The organism is Pseudomonas sp. BIGb0558 (assembly GCF_024807515.1).
In the GTDB taxonomy this organism is placed as follows: Bacteria; Pseudomonadota; Gammaproteobacteria; order Pseudomonadales; family Pseudomonadaceae; genus Aquipseudomonas; species Aquipseudomonas yamanorum_A.
On the sequence record NZ_JANUEW010000002.1, the window covers coordinates 205,563 to 225,037 of the forward strand.

At 61.9% G+C, this 19,475-nt stretch carries 13 protein-coding genes; 4 read left to right on the plus strand and 9 right to left on the minus strand.

Annotated features, from left to right (window positions below):
* Positions 1-39: 39 nt before the first annotated feature.
* From M2400_RS04265 to glnE, 8 genes are read right to left on the minus strand one after another with little or no spacing between them, the layout of a single operon-like run.
* Complete coding sequence (locus tag M2400_RS04265) at positions 40-1,482, minus strand: lipopolysaccharide kinase InaA family protein (protein WP_259195273.1); 1,443 nt, start codon at positions 1,480-1,482, stop codon at positions 40-42.
* Positions 1,482-2,234: a lipopolysaccharide kinase InaA family protein gene (locus tag M2400_RS04270; protein WP_177041206.1), complete on the minus strand. Its 753-nt coding sequence runs from the start codon at positions 2,232-2,234 to the stop codon at positions 1,482-1,484. Before M2400_RS04270 ends, M2400_RS04265 begins: the two co-directional genes overlap by 1 nt.
* Positions 2,231-2,965 (minus strand): lipopolysaccharide kinase InaA family protein, encoded by a 735-nt coding sequence (locus tag M2400_RS04275; RefSeq protein WP_177076103.1) that lies wholly within the window; start codon positions 2,963-2,965, stop codon positions 2,231-2,233. Before M2400_RS04275 ends, M2400_RS04270 begins: the two co-directional genes overlap by 4 nt.
* Complete coding sequence (gene rfaP / locus M2400_RS04280; RefSeq protein ID WP_259195272.1) at positions 2,965-3,771, minus strand: lipopolysaccharide core heptose(I) kinase RfaP; 807 nt, start codon at positions 3,769-3,771, stop codon at positions 2,965-2,967. The genes M2400_RS04275 and rfaP overlap by 1 nt, the downstream gene beginning before the upstream one ends.
* Entirely contained in the window at positions 3,768-4,892 is a 1,125-nt protein-coding gene (locus tag M2400_RS04285; RefSeq protein ID WP_259195271.1) for a glycosyltransferase family 4 protein, read from the minus strand. The genes rfaP and M2400_RS04285 overlap by 4 nt, the downstream gene beginning before the upstream one ends.
* Complete coding sequence (gene waaC / locus M2400_RS04290) at positions 4,892-5,950, minus strand: lipopolysaccharide heptosyltransferase I (protein ID WP_177076099.1); 1,059 nt, start codon at positions 5,948-5,950, stop codon at positions 4,892-4,894. The genes M2400_RS04285 and waaC overlap by 1 nt, the downstream gene beginning before the upstream one ends.
* A gap of 1 nt (position 5,951) precedes the next feature.
* Positions 5,952-6,986 carry a lipopolysaccharide heptosyltransferase II gene (waaF, locus tag M2400_RS04295; protein ID WP_177041197.1) on the minus strand — a complete coding sequence of 345 codons (1,035 nt, stop codon included), beginning with the start codon at positions 6,984-6,986 and terminating at the stop codon, positions 5,952-5,954.
* 57 nt (positions 6,987-7,043) lie between these two features.
* Positions 7,044-9,983, minus strand: a complete 2,940-nt coding sequence (gene glnE / locus M2400_RS04300; protein WP_259195270.1) for a bifunctional [glutamate--ammonia ligase]-adenylyl-L-tyrosine phosphorylase/[glutamate--ammonia-ligase] adenylyltransferase — start codon at positions 9,981-9,983, stop codon at positions 7,044-7,046.
* 383 nt (positions 9,984-10,366) lie between these two features.
* Here glnE and aceE point away from each other — a divergent pair, with 383 nt between their 5' ends.
* The 4 genes from aceE to msrA all read left to right on the plus strand — a co-directional run bounded on the left by aceE (position 10,367) and on the right by msrA (position 18,401).
* Positions 10,367-13,012, plus strand: coding sequence for a pyruvate dehydrogenase (acetyl-transferring), homodimeric type (gene aceE / locus M2400_RS04305; RefSeq protein ID WP_177041194.1), 2,646 nt, complete (start codon positions 10,367-10,369; stop codon positions 13,010-13,012).
* A gap of 11 nt (positions 13,013-13,023) precedes the next feature.
* Entirely contained in the window at positions 13,024-14,673 is a 1,650-nt protein-coding gene (gene aceF / locus M2400_RS04310; RefSeq protein ID WP_259195269.1) for a dihydrolipoyllysine-residue acetyltransferase, read from the plus strand.
* A gap of 315 nt (positions 14,674-14,988) precedes the next feature.
* Positions 14,989-17,679: a bifunctional diguanylate cyclase/phosphodiesterase gene (locus M2400_RS04315; protein WP_259195268.1), complete on the plus strand. Its 2,691-nt coding sequence runs from the start codon at positions 14,989-14,991 to the stop codon at positions 17,677-17,679.
* A 74-nt stretch (positions 17,680-17,753) separates the two neighbouring features.
* On the plus strand, positions 17,754-18,401 hold the full coding sequence (gene msrA, locus M2400_RS04320; RefSeq protein ID WP_177041524.1) for a peptide-methionine (S)-S-oxide reductase MsrA: 648 nt from the start codon (positions 17,754-17,756) through the stop codon (positions 18,399-18,401).
* A 98-nt stretch (positions 18,402-18,499) separates the two neighbouring features.
* Here msrA and M2400_RS04325 read toward each other — a convergent pair whose 3' ends face one another.
* Entirely contained in the window at positions 18,500-19,336 is an 837-nt protein-coding gene (locus tag M2400_RS04325) for a 23S rRNA (adenine(2030)-N(6))-methyltransferase RlmJ (protein WP_076015494.1), read from the minus strand.
* Positions 19,337-19,475 lie beyond the last annotated feature (139 nt).

Here is a 19,475-nt window from a genome sequence, read left to right on the forward strand (position 1 = left end):
AGCTTGCTCCCGCTGGGCCGCGCAGCGGCCCTAAAACCTCTAACCCACTTCTTTCGGCAACCGCTGATCAATCACCCGATACAACGCGCTGCTCTCGGGCCAGTTACGCATAAACCGCGCCCGATCCCTGGCATAGGCCGGGGCGAAGCTGCCCAGGGAGCCATGCTGACACATCGAATCCAGGTCAATCAGCGCCCAGCGATCCTCATGCCAGAACAGGTTATGCCCCTTGAAATCCCCATGACTGATGCGCTCGCGGATCAGCTCGGCGAACAGGTAATCAAGGGCAACCAACTCAGCCTCAGGCGCCTCGCCACTTTCAACATACGGCGCAAACCGCTCAATGATGTCCGGCCCCGGCAGGTACTCGGTCACCAGGTAAGCCCGGCTGCGCAGCCACAGGAAACGCTTTTCCAGCAACGCCAGCGGCTTGGGCGTGGCGATACCGAGGAACGCCAGGCGATTGCCTTCGCGCCAGGAATGCCAGGCCCGGCTCGGCCGCCAGAAGCGCTTGAGCCAATGGGCAAAACCCTTGATGTTGTAGCGTTTGATCACCAGCGGCCGACCGTCAATGTCGACCTTGGCAACGCTGGCCGCCCCGCCGGTCTTATACAGGTGGCCCTGGTCGAGCAGCGCATCGGCCCGGTCCAGCACCGGCAGCATCGCCGCTTCTTCCTCGCGGCGAATCGCGCGCAGGGCAAACGGCCCGCGCACCACGCTGAACAGCGTGCACTCGCGGCCAACCTTGTTCAGGTAGTCTTTCAAGCGCCAGGTGCTGACTTTGCGCACCTGCTTCTGCAACGCTTCCAGCGGCAGCGCGTGTTCGCCATTGCTCAGCAGGTAATACACCAGCAACTCCTCGGTAAACGGCTCGATATTTTTCGGCAACTGCGCGAAAAACACCCCGAGGTTTTCCAGCACCCGGTTGCGGGACAGCGGCTTGCCCGCCTCTTCGACGCAGATCCCGGCACCGTCGATCAAATACAGTTTTCCATCCTGGCGCAGCAGGTTGTCCAGGTGCAGGTCTTCCTGCCACAGGCCCTTGGCGTGCATTTGCGCAATCGCACCCAGCGCTTCGGCGAGCACCGCCTGTTGCTCGTCAGCCAACGGCGGCAAGCCTTCAACGGCGTGCCAGGCATCGGCCAGGCTGTCGGCGCCTTCCAGAAATTCGAACAGCAGCCAACCGCCCTCGCCTTCCTGCAGACCATCGGCCAGCAATAGCGGTGTGGTCAGGCCTTGCTCGGCCAACAACCGCACGCCCTTGAGTTCACGCTGAAAATGCCGCGCTGCCTTGCTGCCCACCAGCAGTTTGGCCAGCACCGGGCGGCCGCGCCATACGGCTGCGCCGACATAGCGCTGGCCCGGCAATACCCGCAGCAGGTTGAGCAGTTGCAACTGCCCAGGCCCGGCGGCGTCCGCCAGTTCGATGCTCAAGGGCAGGCTGGGTGTGCGGCCGGCTTTTTTCAGCTCGGACAAACGCATCAGCGGTTCTCCTTGTGACTGCGCCGTGCCGCCAGCCGTTGGTGCCACGTTGCGACCAGCGCACTGTCCTCAGGCTGAGCCAGATACGCCGCCAATAACTGGCGAACCTGATCGTGCGACCACTGCGGCGCACGGCGCAACAGCGGCTCCAGGTCCTTGACCCGGTCACGCCAGCCGAACAACAGCGGGCGGGTTTTCTCCAGGTCGATCAACTGCGCCGCATAACCATCGCCGCTGGCCTGCAGGAAAATATGCTTGGGGTAAAAACAGCCATGCACCTGGCCCACGCTGTGCAGACGGCGCGCCAATTGACCGCAGGCCAGCAGGATCGCCCGCTGCTGCGCCTCGCTCAATTCAGGCCATTGCTCCAGCAACGAATCCAGATCATTCCAGCCATCCAGCGCCCGGGTCAGCAACATCGCCCGATGCTCGCCCGCCACTTTGCGCTCGCCGAAAAACGCCGCCTGCAACGCCGGAATTCCCAGCTGCCGATAGCGACTGATGTTACGAAACTCCCGGGCAAAACTCGGCTCGCCGAACGGCCGGTGCAGGGTGCGCGTCAGGTAGTTGCTCTGACGCTTGAGGTAGTAACCCTGGCCTTCGAGTTCGAGGCGAAACACGCTGCTCCAGCCGCCGCGACTGGTGTTGGGCTCGTCCACTGCATCCAGTTGCTTGGCCCACAGCGCGTCAAACGTGTCGAGGCCGTTGCGCTCGAGCAGTGCCCGATCTTCGGCCGCCAGGAAATCACTCATTCTCGCCCCTCGAAAAACTTCACCACGTGGCGAATTCGCTGTTTGTCCGACGCGCCCAGGTGTTTGCGCTGACGGTACTGCATGTAGAAACGCAGGCGCTGGGTGGCCGACAGGTGATACTTGGCCACCTTGTCCAGGCAGGCCAGGTCCTTGGTGATGCGGTATTTGAGCCAGAACCCGCGCCAGAAATCGCCGTTGGGGCAATCGATCAGGTACAGGGTTTGCTGGTCGTCCACCAACAAGTTGCGCCACTTCAAATCGTTGTGGGTAAACCGGTGGTCGTGCATGGTCCGCGTGTATTCCGCGAGCTGGCGACTGATGTTGTTGACCCACACCGGGTCAGAAAGTCGCGGGTCGTTGCGCTCGGCCAATGCCGACAGGTCTTCGGTCTTCGGCAGTTCGCGGGTGATCATCGCGCCACGGTGATAAGCCAGGCCTTTACGCTCCAGGCCCCAGGCAATCACGTCGGCGGTGGGAATACCCCACTTGGCGAAACGCTTGAGGTTCTGCCATTCGGACTTGACCCGTGGCTTGCCCAGGTAGCGGCGCAAGCCCTTGCCCGCCCCGACGTAACGCTTGACGTAATAATTGACCCCGCCGCGCTCCACGCGAATCACTTCGGACAACGGATCACGGGTCAGCCGCTCGCCTTGCAAGGCGAACACCGCCTCCAGGCTACCAAAGTCATCCGCCAGGGCGGCGTAGGCAGGTTCCAGGTTCCAACCCGCCATCAGAGCGCATCCCCGTATCGTTGCTTGCGTGCGTAAAGCTTGGCAGCCATGCGTTCCAGCGCCGCCAGCAGCGCGCTTTGCTCGCCCAGGATCTGGCGCAAAGGCTGCTGGAAGTAGGCCTTGAGAAACCGCAATTTGTCGCGCCGGGTCAAACCAATCTCCAGGGCGGAGTAGTAAAGCCCCGCCAGGTCCTTGTCACGCCAGCGCCGTGGAATCTTCGAACGCACCTGGGCACGGTGCAGGTCGATCACCGAGAGCTTGATGTTGTGCACGCTGACCGGTTGGTCGGTGTGCAACAGGAAGTGGCACAGATAGCAATCACGATGGTTCACGCCACCCCGATGCATCGTGCCCAGGGTGCGCGCAAGTTCAACGGTCAGGGCGTGCCGAATCGCCGGCACGGGCGGCTGCTTGACCCAGTCCATGGTCAGGTCTTCAAGGCTGACAATGGGCGCCAACTCTTGCGTGACGATGAACGAGTGCTGATCGGCCGGGTTGCTGCCTTTTTCACCGAAGGCCACGCCGGTCATGGTGGGCACGCCGAGCTCCTGCAGACGCTGGATCGCATCCCACTCCTGGCCCGCGCCCAATACGGGCAACTTGGCCGTGATCAGATTCTTGAGGATTTCACCCCAGCCGATTCCCCGGTGGATCTTCACAAAATAATGGCGGCCGTCCACTTCCGTACGCAGGGTACGGCGCGCGGCCAGCTCACGAAACACCTGGCCGTCCAGCTTCTCGACTTCGGCGAACGCATCGCGTCCGGCCCACAGGGTCTTGAACGGTTCGGCAAGAATCAACTTCATCGGTTTGGCTCCGCCAGAATCAGGTCCGCAGCGTACTGCGGCATGCTATAGAGGTCGGCCGTCTCAGCGAAGGCCAGACCATTGCGGCTCCAGGCCGCGCGCGCTTGTGGATCGTCGAGCATCTCCACCAGGTACTGGTTGAGCTGGGCCTGCTCGAACGGTTCGTCCAACACCCGACCACTTTGGGCCTTGTCGATGTAAAACGCGTAGCCGCAGACCTTGCTCACCAGCACCGGGAGGCCGGCGACCACCGCTTCGATCAGCACCATGCCGGCCGCCTCATTGTATGCGGGGTGGATCAACAGGTCGGCGCCCAGCAGAAAACGCGGGATATCGCTGCGGCCCTTGAAGAACTGCACCTGGTCGCCCAGGCCCAACGCAGCACTCTGCAACTGGAATACTTTGGGGTCGTCCTGCCCGATTACAAATAGCCGGGCGCGTTTCTTCAGATTCGACGGCAGCGCGGCCACGGCCTTGAGGCTGCGATCGACGCCCTTGGTCTTAAAGCCCGAGCCGATCTGAACCAGCAGCAAATCTTCGTCGGCCAGGCCGAATTCGCGACGAAACTCGGCACGGATCTCGGCAGCGTTGGGCGGCGCGCGGCGGTCGCGGGCGATACCTGGCGGCAGCAAATGAAAACGCTCGGCCTGGGTGCCGTAATACTGGGTGAACAGCCGCTGCTGGTGCTCGGAAAGCACCATGATTTGCGTCCTGGCGTCTTTGTCGAACACTGCACGCTCGTATTCGGCGAAGTGCTTGTACCGGCCGAACCAGCGATACATCGGGTTGCGCAGGGTCTGTGCCTTGTCTTCGAACACACCGTCGGCGGCGAAGTACACGTCCAGCCCCGGCATCTTGTTGAAACCCACCACGCGGTCAACCGGCCGCTTGGCCAGGTCGGCCTGGATCCAGGCGTAGAGCTTTTCATTGCGCCGATGGTTGACCAGCGCCTTGACCGGCGCCACCAGCACTTCAAAGCCCGGCGGAACATCGCCTTCCCAGATCAGCGTGTAGACGCGAATCTGGTGGCCGCGCTGCTGACACTCCAGGGCAATGCGCATGAAGTCGCGCTGCAGGCCGCCAAAGGGGAAGTATTTGTAGAGGACAAAAGCCAGTTGCATCAGTGTTCCTCAGCCAATAACAACGTGCTTAATCGCGTTGCGACACGCTCAGGGTTCAGGCGAGTGAAGCACAGTGGCCACTCGCGCTTGAGATCAAACCGGCGCTGGTCTTCGGCGGTCGGTTGATAGGTGCATTTCTTTTGCAGGCACGGCGCACACGGGAAGTCGCTGGCCAGGTGGATCTGCGCCTTGCCGTAGGCGCCGGTCAGGCCGGGATTGGTGGGGCCGAACAGGGAAATCGTCGGCACATCCAGCGCGGCGGCGAGGTGACCGAGACCGGTATCCACCGCAACACACGCCTTGGCGCCCGCCAGCACACGGGCAACGCCCGCCAGGTTCAGCTTGGGCAGCACTTCGGCGTTTTTCAGGCCTTGGGCCAGGCGTTCGGCACGGGCTTTTTCGGCGGCGTTGCCCCACGGCAATTTCACGTCCACGCCAAAGCGGTCCATGCGCTCGGCCAGGTCGCGCCAGTAGGCTTCCGGCCAGTGCTTGGTGTCCCAGGTGGTGCCGTGCAGCAGCAGTACAAACGGTTTTTTCGGCGGCAGGCCCAGCAGTTTTTCGACGCTGAGGCCGTAATCACCCAGGCCTTTTGGCAAGTCGTAACCGAGGGCGACGGCAAACAGTTGGCGCAAGCGCTCCACCGCATGCTGCCCGCGGGCCACGGCCAATCGCCGGGAATAGAAATGCGCCGCCAATGGCTCACGAGCCGACTGTTTGTCGAAGCCGGCCACCGGCGCGCGCACGTAGCGGGTCAGCCAGGCACTTTTCAGCAAGCCCTGGGCGTCGATCACCAAGTCGTATTTGGTCGACTGCACGCTCTTTTTGAAGCGCCGCCATTCGCCACTCTTGAAGGTCTGCCAGAGGTTCTTGCGCCAGCGGCGGATCGCCACCGGGATCACCTTGTCCACCGCCGGATGCCAGGTGGGAATCTCGGCGAAGCCTTCTTCCACCACCCAGTCAAACCGGATGCCCGGGATCGCCCGCGCCGCGTCGGTCAACGCCGGCAAGGCATGAATCACGTCGCCCAGGGATGAGGTCTTGATTACCAGTACCCGCAACTTAACGGACCTCGACCACAGTGCCCTGCAACCGCTGCAACGCATCGCTGACGGGTTGCGGCAGCAACTGGCGCAGGCAGTTGTAGTGGCCGAAACGGCAGGTGCGGTCGAAACACGGGCTGCAATCCAGGCCCAGGCGCACCACTTCCACCTGGTCGGCCAACGGCGGGGTAAACCCTGGCGACGTCGAGCCGTACACCGCCACCAGCGGGCGGTTCAGCGCCGCGGCCACGTGCATCAGGCCGGAGTCGTTGGACACCACCGAGTCGGCGCAGGACAGCAGGTCGATGGCCTCGGCCAGGGACGTGTCGCCACTCAGGTTGACCGCCTCTTCGCGCAGGCCCGGGATCAGGCGCTGGCGAATATCCTCGCCCACCGAATGATCGTTTTTCGAGCCGAACAGCCAGACTTGCCAGCCCTCGCGGATCTTCATCTCCGCGACTTTGGCGTAATGCTCCGACGGCCAGCGCTTGGACTCGCCAAACTCGGCGCCAGGGCACAGCGCCAACACCGGACGGTCCAGCTCCAGCCCGAACTTGGCCAGGGCAGCGTCGCGGGTAACCGGGTCGATTTGCAGGCTCGGGCGCGGATAAGGCGTCGGCAACTCGGCACCCGGCGCGTAGGCCAGGGCCATGAAGCGCTCGATCATCAGCGGGTAGCGGGCCTTGTCGAGCTTGCGCACGTCGTTGAGCAGGCCATAGCGAAACTCGCCACGCCAGCCGGTGCGCTTGGGGATACCGGCGAAAAACGGCACCAGTGCCGACTTCATCGAGTTAGGCAGCAGGATCGCCTGATCGTACTGGCCGGCCAGGGACTTGCCGATGCGTCGGCGGGTCGCCAGCTCCAGTGCGCCGTGGCCGAGCGGGAAGCTCAAGGCCTGGCGCACTTGGGGCATGCGCTCAAGAATCGGCCGGCTCCACTCGGGGGCGAGCACGTCGATTTGGCAGTCGGGATGGCGTTGTTTGAGGCACTGGAACAGTGTCTGCGCCATCACCATGTCACCGACCCAGCTGGGCCCAACGATCAGAATATTCATGTAGTTTCCACAAACGATACGGGGAGGCTCATGCCTCCCCGCCTTATATATAGTGTTTCAGCTTAACCCCAGTTCATGCCAGATTCGCTGCACCTGACGCCGCTCGTCAGCGAACTGGTCCCCGGCCACCGTACCGGCCTCGTTCTGCAAGGCCTGGCGGTGAGCGGCGGAACGGTAGGCTTTATACACCTCGCGCAACAAATGGGCATCGGCGGCGGGCATCAACCCGACCTGCTCCAGGCCTTCCAGAATGCGGATATTGTCGGTGTAGCGCAGCAACGATGGATGTTGCGCAGACCACGCCAAAGCCGCGTATTGCACCATAAATTCAATATCGACGATACCTCCGGCGTCCTGCTTGAGGTCGAACGCCACCGTGGGTTCGAAGGCATTCGCCGCCGTTCCCGCCGCGGTGGACTTGGTGCCGAGGTTGTCGCGCATCTTCGCGCGCATCTCGCTGACCTCCTGGCGCAGCTTGTCCAGGTCCTGTGGGCGGCCCAGTACTTGGGCCCGCACTTGCTCAAATGCACGACCGACATCCTGGCTGCCCACCAGCACCCGCGCACGGACCAGCGCCTGGTGTTCCCAGGTCCAGGCTTCGTTTTCCTGGTAGCGCGCAAACGCCCCCAGGGAACTCACCAGCAAACCGGAGGCGCCCGACGGCCGCAGGCGCATGTCCACTTCATACAGCTGCCCGGAGTTGGTCTGGGTGGTCAGCAAGTGAATGATCCGCTGGCCCAACCGGGTAAAGAACTGCGCACCGTCGATCGGCTTGGCGCCATCGGTTTCGGCTTGCGGGTCACCGTCGTGGATGAACACCAGGTCCAAGTCCGAACCATGCCCCAATTCGATGCCGCCGACTTTCCCATAACCGACAATGATGAAGCCAGGATCGCACAAGGTGCCGTCCACCCGCTGTGGCGAGCCGTGGCGCGCGACGGTCTGGCGCCAGGCCAGGGCCAGCACTTGCTCGAGGATGGCTTCGGCGAGCCAGGTCAGGTAGTCGCTGACTTTCATCAGCGGCAGGCTGCCGGCGATTTCCGAGGCGGCCACCCGCAGGCGGTGGGCCAGCTTGAAGTGACGCAGGGCTTCCATCTGCTGCTCAAGGTCATCCTCGGGGATGCGTGTCAGGCGCTCGCGCAACTCGGCGGCCAGTTCCGGTGCCAATGGCGGCTTGAACAGGCGACCTTCGTTGAGCAATTCGTCCAGCAGCAGCGGGAAGCGGGTGATCTGCTCGGCAATCCACGGACTGGCGGCGCACAGGGTCAGCAGGCGACGCAAGGCGTCGGGGTTTTCCGTCAGCAGTACCAGATACGCAGAACGTCGGGCCACGGCCTCTACCAGCGGCAATACCCGTTCAAGCACCAGGTCCGGGTTGGCGTGCTCGACGGCCTGGGCCAGCAGGCGCGGAATAAACGCATCCAGACGCTCGCGCCCCAATCTCTGCATGGCGCGCAATTGCGGGCTGCTGCGCAGGCCAGCCAAGGCTTTCAAGGCTTTGGGCGCTTCGGTAAAACCACCTTCCTGCAACTGCCGGCAAGCGGCCTCTTCGTCCTGGGACTCTTCCCACAGGGGCAACCACTCACCGCCCACCACCAACTCGCTTTCTTCGCCCTCTTCTTCGTCCGGGTCGGCGATCACCTGACGGAAATGCCAGTCCACCCGGCCACGCCAGTACATCAGGCGCTCATGGAACGCGGCCCAGTCCGGGAAGCCCATCATGAAGGCAATCCGCGCCTGGTCTTCGGTGCCGTCCGGAAGCATTTGGGTCTGGCGATCGGCAATCGCCTGGATCGCGTGCTCGGTGTAGCGCAGGAATTCATAGCCATCGCGCAGCTCGGCGATCACCGCCGGCGGCAGGTAGCCCTGGCCTTCCAGCGTGCCCAGCACTTTTAGCAGCGGCCGCTGTTGCAGGCTCAGGTCGCGGCCACCATGGATCAGCTGGAACGCCTGGGCGATAAATTCGACTTCGCGGATGCCGCCCGAGCCCAGCTTGATGTTCTCGGCCATGCCCTTGCGCCGCACTTCCTGCTGGATCAGCTGCTTCATGGTGCGCAGCGCTTCGATGGCGGAGAAATCCAGGTAACGCCGGTAGACAAACGGCCGGAGCATGTCGAGCAATTGCGCGCCGGCCACCTGGTCACCGGCCACCACCCGCGCCTTGATCATCGCGTAGCGTTCCCAGTCGCGGCCCTGATCCTGGTAGTACTGCTCCAGCGCGTTGAAGCTGAGCACCAGCGCCCCGGCTGAACCGTAGGGCCGCAGGCGCATGTCGACGCGAAATACAAAGCCGTCGACGGTCATCGGGTCCAGGGCCTTGATCAGTTTTTGACCAAGACGGATGAAAAACTCCTGGTTATCCAGCGAGCGCTTGACGCCCACGGTGTCGCCACCTTCCGGGTAGGCGAAGATCAGGTCGATATCGGACGACAGGTTCAACTCCACGGCGCCGAGCTTGCCCATGCCGAGGATGACCATGTGCTGCGGCTCGCCGCTGCGACGGCCGGTGGGCGTGCCGAACAGGACGCAGTGGCGCTGGTACAGCCACTGGTATGCCTGGTCGATGCTGGCGTCGGCCATGTCCGAGAGGTCGCGGCAGGTTTGCACCAGGTCCGCCTGTCGGGTCAGGTCGCGCCAGATGATGCGCACTTGCTGGCGGGTGCGCTGGCGGCGCAGCACGCGGCCCAGTTCGTCTTCTGTTTCGGCTTGTTGCACGGCAGCCGCAATCTGGCCGCACAGCTCACCAGGGGCAAAGCTGCGGTCCAGTTCGCCCCAGGCCACCAGCTCCAACAACATCAAAGGGTCACGAACACTCTGTTCAATGACGAAATCACTGGCGGCGCACACACGGGCAAAGTCAGCCCAACGTTGCGGCGTCCACGCAGAAAGGCCATTATCGCCGTCCAATCCGGCCACGGCGTCACGAAATGACTGCTCGGCCCGCTTGGCAAATGGAAGCAGGATGGCCGGCAATTCGGCCTGCACTGGAAGGCTCATGGTCTATCCTTGATCGGCGCGTAAATGGCTTGTTGCTGTGAACGCAAGAACCACGCTCGGTGAAGGACTGTCGAACAAAGGTTATAAATAGCTGAAATTAAATTTATTTTGGCAGGCAACATCAAGATTTCACCTTTTCTTGTTCGCAAATGACCAACAATAACGATTATGCTCGCCAGCTAGACCGAGCAATCCGCTCAGTCTTGTGTAGTTTTACTACTCGTATATACATTCGAAAGGCTGAAATGGCCGACGATTTGTAGTAAAACTACAGGACGCCGAAGCAACCTTCGGCCATCCAAGAATTTATGTCGTCTGCCCACAAGGCCAGTCGCAAACTTCAGGCAACCGATTCTGGTAGCCTTTCCGCCCTGGAGCAAGCCATGCAAGACCTCGATCCCGTCGAAACCCAGGAATGGCTGGACGCCCTGGAATCGGTTCTCGACAAAGAAGGCGAAGACCGTGCGCACTACCTGATGACCCGTATGGGCGAACTCGCAACCCGCAGCGGTTCGCAATTGCCCTACGCCATCACCACGCCATACCGCAACACCATCCCCGTTACCCACGAAGCACGCATGCCTGGCGACCTGTTCATGGAACGCCGCATTCGCTCGCTGGTACGCTGGAACGCCATGGCGATGGTAATGCGCACGAACTTGAAAGATTCTGACCTGGGCGGTCACATCTCCAGCTTCGCTTCCAGCGCAACCCTGTATGACATCGGCTTCAACTACTTCTTCCAGGCCCCGACCGAAGAACACGGCGGCGACCTGATCTACTTCCAGGGCCACACCTCGCCAGGCGTCTACGCCCGTGCGTTCATGGAAGGCCGCATCACCGAAGAACAAATGAACAACTTCCGCCAGGAAGTCGACGGCCAGGGCCTCTCGTCCTATCCGCACCCTTGGCTGATGCCTGATTTCTGGCAGTTCCCGACGGTATCCATGGGCCTTGGCCCGATCCAGGCGATCTACCAGGCACGCTTCATGAAGTACCTGGAAGCCCGTGGCTTCATCCCTGAAGGCAAGCAGAAAGTCTGGTGCTTCCTGGGCGACGGCGAGTGCGACGAGCCGGAATCCCTGGGCGCCATCTCCCTGGCTGGCCGCGAGAAGCTGGACAACCTGATCTTCGTCATCAACTGCAACCTGCAGCGCCTCGACGGCCCGGTTCGCGGCAACGGCAAGATCATCCAGGAACTCGAAGGTGTGTTCCGCGGTGCTCAGTGGAACGTGACCAAAGTCATCTGGGGCCGTTTCTGGGACCCACTGCTGGCCAAGGACGTCGACGGTATCCTGCAACGTCGCATGGACGAAGTCATCGACGGCGAGTACCAGAACTACAAAGCCAAAGACGGCGCGTTCGTACGTGAACACTTCTTCAACACGCCTGAACTCAAGGCAATGGTTGCAGACCTGTCCGACGACGAGATCTGGAAACTCAACCGTGGCGGCCACGACCCGTACAAGGTCTACGCGGCGTACCACGAAGCGGTCAACCACAAAGAACAACCTACCGTCATCCTGGCCAAGACCATCAAGGGTTATGGCACCGGTGCCGGCGAAGCGAAAAACACGGCGCACAACACCAAGAAAGTCGACGTCGACAGCCTGAAGTTGTTCCGCGACCGCTTCGACATCCCGGTCAAGGACGAAGAGCTGGAGAACCTGCCGTTCTTCAAGCCGGAGCCAAACAGCGCCGAAGCCCGCTACCTCAGCGAGCGTCGCACTGCCCTGGGCGGTTTCGTGCCACAGCGCCGCGCCAAGTCTTTCGACATTCCTACACCGCCACTGGATACCCTCAAGGCTATCCTGGACGGCTCGGGCGACCGTGAAATCTCCACCACCATGGCCTTCGTGCGAATCCTCGCGCAGCTGGTCAAGGACAAGGAAATCGGCTCGCGTATCGTGCCGATCATCCCGGACGAAGCCCGTACCTTCGGTATGGAAGGCATGTTCCGTCAGTTGGGCATCTACTCCTCCGTCGGCCAGCTCTACGAGCCAGTCGATAAAGACCAGGTGATGTTCTACAAGGAAGACAAGAAGGGCCAGATCCTCGAAGAAGGCATCAACGAAGCGGGCGCCATGAGCTCCTTCATCGCTGCCGGTACTTCGTACTCCAGCCACAACCAGCCGATGCTGCCGTTCTACATCTTCTACTCGATGTTCGGTTTCCAGCGTATCGGCGACCTGGCGTGGGCAGCAGGCGACAGCCGTACCCGTGGCTTCCTGATCGGCGGTACTGCCGGCCGGACCACGCTGAACGGCGAAGGCCTGCAACACGAAGACGGCCACAGCCACATCCTGGCGGGCACCATCCCGAACTGCCGCACCTTTGATCCAACCTACGGCTATGAGCTGGCGGTGATCATCCAGGACGGCATGAAGAAGATGACCGAAGAGCAGCAGGACGTTTTCTACTACATCACCGTGATGAACGAGTCCTACCAGCAGCCAGCCATGCCGGCCGGTGTCGAGGAAGGCATCATCAAGGGCATGTACCTGCTCGAAGAAGACACCAAGGAAGCCGCTCACCACGTGCAACTGATGGGCTCCGGCACCATCCTGCGCGAAGTGCGTGAAGCTGCGAAAATCCTGCGTGAAGAGTTCAACGTCGGCGCTGACGTATGGAGCGTTACCAGCTTCAACGAACTGCGTCGCGACGGCCTGGCCGTAGAGCGCAGCAACCGCCTGCACCCGGGCCAGAAGCCTGCGCGCACCTACGTTGAAGAGTGCCTGGCTGGCCGTAAAGGTCCGGTGATCGCCTCTACCGACTACATGAAACTGTTTGCTGAACAAATTCGTCAGTGGGTACCGTCCAAGGAATTCAAAGTCCTGGGCACCGACGGTTTCGGCCGTAGTGACAGCCGCAAGAAGCTGCGTCACTTCTTCGAAGTCGACCGTCACTTCGTGGTGTTGGCAGCCCTGGAAGCCTTGGCTGACCGTGGTGAAATCGAACCTAAGGTGGTAGCAGACGCTATCGTCAAGTTCGGGATCAACCCGGAAAAACGCAACCCACTGGACTGCTGAGGAGACTTTCTGTGAGCGAACTCATTCGCGTACCTGACATCGGCAGCGGTGAAGGTGAAGTAATTGAACTGTTTGTGAAGGTCGGCGACACCGTCGAAGCCGACCAGAGCATCCTGACCCTGGAATCGGACAAGGCGAGCATGGAAATCCCTGCTCCCAAGGCCGGCGTGGTCAAAAGCCTGAAAGTGAAGCTGGGCGACCGCCTGAAAGAAGGCGACGAACTGCTTGAGCTGGAAATCGAAGGTGCCGCTGATGCGGCCCCTGCGGCGGCCGCTCCTGCTGCTGCCCCGGCTGCCGCTGAAAAGCCTGCCGCTGCTGCCGAGGCCCCAGCGGCCCCGGCTGCTGCACCTGCACCTGCTGCTGCCGCTACCGTCCAGGACATTCATGTTCCGGACATCGGTTCGTCGGGCAAGGCCAAGATCATCGAGCTGCTGGTTAAAGTCGGCGACACCGTCGAAGCCGACCAGTCGCTGATCACCCTGGAGTCCGACAAGGCCTCCATGGAAATCCCTTCGCCGGCTGCCGGTGTGGTGGAAAGCATTGCCGTGAAGCTGGAAGACGAAGTCGGCACCGGTGACTTCATCCTCAAGCTGAAAGTAGCGGGCGCTGCTGCGCCTGCTGCTGCCGCTCCAGCCGCCGCTGCTCCGGCCGCCAAGGCTGAAGCTGCACCTGCCGCTGCGCCTGCGCCTGCTGCAAAAGCCGAGGCCGCACCGGCTCCGGCGGCTGCACCTGCGCCAAGCGGTGCCAAGGTTCATGCCGGCCCTGCCGTGCGCCAACTGGCCCGTGAATTCGGCGTCGAGCTGAGCGCGGTCACTGCCAGCGGTCCTCACGGTCGCGTGCTGAAGGAAGACGTGCAGGTTTACGTCAAATCCATGATGCAGAAGGCCAAGGAAGCTCCGGCTGCCGGCGCTGCTACCGGTGGCTCGGGCATTCCGCCGATCCGCACCGTCGACTTCAGCCGCTTCGGCGAAATCGAAGAAGTGCCGATGACCCGCCTGATGCAAATCGGCGCGGCCGGCCTGCACGCCAGCTGGCTGAACATCCCGCACGTGACTCAGTTCGACCAGGCCGACATTACCGACCTGGAAGCTTTCCGCGTTGCGCAGAAAGCCGTGGCCGAGAAGGCTGGCGTGAAGCTGACCGTGCTGCCACTGCTGCTCAAGGCTTGCGCGCACCTGCTCAAGGAACTGCCGGACTTCAACAGCTCGCTGGCGCCTAGCGGCAAGGCGATCATTCGCAAGAAGTACGTGCACATCGGCTTTGCCGTCGACACGCCGGATGGCCTGCTGGTACCGGTCATCAAGAACGTCGACCAGAAGAGCCTGCTGCAGCTTGCCGCTGAGGCTGCCGCACTGGCTGCCAAGGCCCGTGACAAGAAGCTCACCCCGGACGACATGCAGGGCGCGTGCTTCACCATCTCCAGCCTCGGGCACATTGGCGGCACTGGCTTCACGCCAATCGTCAACGCGCCGGAAGTGGCGATCCTCGGTGTTTCCAAGGCCACCATCCAGCCTGTGTGGGACGGTAAAGCGTTCCAGCCGAAGCTGATGCTGCCACTGTCTCTGTCCTACGATCACCGTGTGATCAATGGCGCGGCGGCTGCACGCTTCACTCAGCGCCTGAGCCAGTTGCTGAACGACATCCGCACCATCCTGCTTTAAGCCTCAACAGGTCTTCTGCCCGTGCAGAAGACCTGGTTTTACCGATTTCCGAGCGCCACGCTCGTACCTCAACCCCGCCAATTGGCGGGGCTTTTTTTGCCTGCTTTTCGCACAAAAGTTGGACACGGAAATTGAGCTTGTACACCGCCCATCACCCCGGTTGCAGAAAACCGCCCGCTGGCCGATAACCCACTTATAGCACTTAGCCTTCATCCTCTCTTGTCAGCCCGTGCTGCATGATGCAACCTTGCCGCAGGCAACAGTAAAGAGGGCGTGAGCCCGGCGCGATGCGCATTTTTCCAAGCGAGTTTCCCCATGAAAAGCCAACCCGATGTCGCCCGTACGGCGGCCGAGGTAGTGACGCAATTACCGGTGCCTTCGCGCCTCGGTATGCTGCGTTTCGAGCGGCTTAATGAGGCAAGCTGGGCCCTGCTGTACCTCGACCCCAACTGCGAACGCCAATTCGGCCTGCCCGCCGTGGATCTGTGCGCCCTGATCGGCTCGCCCTACGCCAGCCTGATGGAGCCCCAGGCACGCTATCAGTTGCATGACGCGATCCAGGAACAGCTGACCATCAGCCCGCATTACCTGGTGCGCTACACCCTGCACACCAATGACGGCCCGTTGAGCCTGCTGGAACTGGGCGAGGCCTACAAGCAACACAATCGCCACCTGCTGCGCGGCTACCTGATGGTGGTCGACGGCCTGTTCAGTGATATGCCGCTGGCCCCGGCGGCGGATCTCGAAAGCCAGAACAGCCGCCTGCAGATCGCCCTTGAGCTCAACCAGCGTGCCCAGCAGGAACAACTGCAACACCTTGAGCGGGTGCGCGCCCAGCAGGAGCTGATCCTGCTGCTGGCCCGCCAGCGCTACAGCACCAATAACTCACTGCGCGAAGCCGCCGAGCTGATCACCCGCAGTGCCTGCGATATCTACCAGATCGACTGCGCCAGCATCTGGAACCTCGAAAACCAGCATCTGGTACCGATTTCCGCCTACCACCGCGACGATCAGCAACACCACTTGCCTGAACCGATCGATGCGAGCAGCTTCCCGGACTATCTGGAGGCCCTGCAAACCAGCCGTGCCATCGACGCCACCAACGCCATGCGCGACCCGCGCACCCGCGAGATGGCCGAGAGCCTGCGCCCGCGGGATGTCCACGCCATGCTCGACGCCAGTATCCGCGTCGACGGCAATGTGGTCGGCGTCCTGTGCCTGGAGCAAAGCGGCAGCACCCGCGCCTGGCAGTCCGACGAGATCGCCTTTGCCGGAGAACTGGCCGACCAGTTCGCCCAGGTGATCAACAACCACAACCGCCGCACCGCCACCAGCGCCCTGCATTTGTTCCAGCGGGCGGTGGAGCAAAGTGCCAACGCATTCCTGCTGGTCAATTGCGACGGCGTGGTGGAGTACGTCAACCCCAGCTTTACCGCGATCACCCAGTACAGCACCGAAGAAGTCCACGGCCACCTGCTGTCGGAACTGCCGGCGCTGGAGAACCTCAGCGAGTTGCTGTTCGATGCACCTTCAAGCCTGGCCAAGAGCAACAGCTGGCAAGGCGAGTTCAAGAGCCGGCGCAAGAACCTCGAACCCTACTGGGGCCAGTTGTCGATCTCCAAGGTGTATGGCGATAACCGCGAGCTGACGCACTACATCGGCATCTACGAAGACATCACCCAGACCAAGCTGGCCCAGCAGCGCATCGAGCGCCTGGCCTACACCGACAACCTGACCAACCTGGGCAACCGCCCGGCGTTCATCCGCAACCTCGACGAACGCTTTGCCCGGGACAGCGACAGCCCCATCAGCCTGCTGCTGGTAGACATCGACAACTTCAAGCGGATCAACGACAGCCTTGGCCACCAGACCGGTGACAAGCTGCTGATCAGCCTGGCACGGCGCCTGCGCAACAGCCTGACTGCCAGCGGCAGCCTGGCGCGGTTTGCCAGTAACGAATTTGCCGTGCTGCTGGACGATACCGACCTTGAGAGCGGCCAGCAGGTCGCCAGCCAGTTGCTGGCCACCCTCGACAAGCCGATGTTCGTCGACAACCAGTTGATCAGCGTCACCGGCTCCGTGGGCCTGGCCTGCGCGCCGCTGCATGGCCGCGACCCGCAAACCCTGATGCGCAACGCAGGCCTGGCGCTGCACAAGGCCAAGGCCAACGGCAAACACCAGGTTCAGGTGTTTACCGAAGCACTGAACGCCGAAGCCAGCTACAAGCTGTTCGTGGAAAACAACCTGCGCCGTGCCCTGACCCAGAACGAGCTGGACGTGTTCTACCAGCCCAAGCTGTGCCTGCGCAGCGGCCGCCTGCTGGGCATGGAAGCGCTGTTGCGCTGGAACCATCCGGAAAAGGGCATGATCCGCCCCGATCAATTCATCAGCGTGGCTGAAGAGACCGGGCTGATCATCCCCATCGGCAAATGGATCGCCCGCCAGGCCTGCCGCATGAGCCGACAGCTAACGTCTGCCGGCATGGGCAACCTGCAGGTGGCGATCAACCTGTCGCCCAAGCAGTTTTCCGACCCGGACCTGGTGGCCTCGATTGCCGCAATCCTCAAGGAAGAACAGTTGCCGGCCAACCTGCTGGAACTGGAGCTGACCGAAGGCCTGCTGCTGGAAGCCACCGAAGACACACGCCTGCAACTGGACCAGTTGAAGAGTTTTGGCCTGACCCTGGCCATGGACGACTTCGGCACCGGTTACTCGTCGCTGAGCTACCTGAAGAAATTCCCGATCGACATCATCAAGATCGATCGCAGCTTCATTCATGAAATCCCGGACAACCAGGACGACATGGAAATCACCTCGGCGGTGATCGCGATGGCCCACAACCTCAAGCTCAAGGTCGTGGCCGAAGGCATCGAGACCGCTGAGCAACTGGCGTTCCTGCGCCGCCACCGTTGCGACGTCGGCCAGGGCTACCTGTTCGACCGGCCAATCCCGGGCTCCGAGTTGTTGAAGATGCTTAAACGTTATCCTCGCGGGCCAATCGCCTGACAGCGCGGTAACACTCGGGCACACTGGCAGTCTGAATTCTTATCTGTAACTCAATCTGACTGAGAGGACTGATGATGGTCTTGCGCTCGGAAATTCTGGTGAACAAAAACGTGCTTCCTACTCAAGAACAAGCTTTGCCTGGCCGTGAAACCCCGATGTCGCTGCCCGAGACGCACTTCGTCAATGGCAACCCGCTGCTGGGCCCGTTTGTCGACAACGTAGAGTTTGCGATCTTCGGCCTGGGTTGCTTCTGGGGCGCAGAGCGTCGTTTCTGGCAGCGTGATGGCGTGGTCAGCACGGTGGTGGGTTATGCCGGCGGCTACACGCCGAACCCGACGTACGAAGAAGTGTGCTCGGGCCTGACCGGCCACAGCGAAGTGGTGTTGGTGGTGTTTGACCAGGACAAGATCAGCTACGAAGAGCTGCTGAAAATGTTCTGGGAACTGCACAACCCGACCCAGGGCATGCGCCAGGGCAATGACATCGGCAGCCAGTACCGCTCGGTGATCTACGCGGTCAAGCCGGAGCACCTGGAGGCGGCGAAGGCCAGTGCACAGGCGTATCAGAATGAACTGACCAAGGCGGGCCTGGGCACCATCACCACGGAAATCGAAGAAGCGCCGACGGTGTACTTCGCCGAGGCGTACCACCAGCAGTACCTGGCTAAAAATCCGCAGGGCTACTGCGGGATCGGCGGCACAGGCGTGACCTGCCCGATCTGACGCCAAAAGCATCGCGGGCAAGCCCGGCTCCCACATTGGAATGCGTTCCAATGTGGGAGCCGGGCTTGCCCGCGATAGCGATCCAGCAAACGATACAACTATTCAGCGATCAGCCAATCCATCTGCCACCCACCCTGGGTTTGCCCAAGCTGCTTGGACAACCACGGCAGCAACTCACGCAACTCCTCTTCCAGCCCCCACGGCGGATTGGCAATCGCCAGGCCCGAGCCGGTCAGGGTGTTGGGCGTGTCCAGCGGATGCACCAGCAATTCCACCCGCAGCAGCTTCGGCGCACCGGTGCCGGCCAGGTCCTGGTAGAAGCGGCGCAGCATGCGCTGGTCTTTCACCGGGTACCAGATCGCGGCCACTGTCTGGCGCATCCGGCTCACGGCTTCCTTGAGGGAAGCGGCGCAGCGCTGCATCTCATCAAGCTTTTCGAACGGCGGATCAATCAGCATCAGCGCGCGTTTTTCCGGCACCGGCAGCAGCGCCCGTGGCACATGCCAGCCTTCGCCGAGGTGGACTTTCACCCGACGGTCGCCCTTCATGTTGTCCTTGAGCAGCAGGCCGTCTTCCGGGTGTTTCTCGTTGAGCAGCACACGGTCCTGAGGCCGTGTCAGGCGCCGCGCCAGCTCTGGTGAGCCGGGGTAGTAGCGCAACTCGCCATCCGGGTTCATCTCGTGCAGCACACGCATGTAATCGGCGGTCAGCGGCGGCAGGTCAGCCTGGCCCCACAGGCGTGCGATGCCTTCCAGGTACTCACCGGTGCGGTTCGCCTGGTCGCCCTGCAGGTCGTACAGACCAATGCCGGCGTGGGTATCGAGATAGGCAAACGGCTGTTCCTTGCGCGACATCAGGGCGATGAGGCGGGTCAAGGTCAGGTGTTTGAAGACATCGGCGTGGTTGCCGGCGTGAAAGGCGTGACGATAATTCATGGTTGCTCCTGCGCAGGGGGCGAAGTTTACCTTTTACGCAGGCAAAGGTGCAGGGCTGCGCGTCAGGTGGTGCTTATGCCGCAAACGCAGGAGCTGTGCCGAAAATAGTCTAATTGCCGGCACAGAAGCGGATTTATTG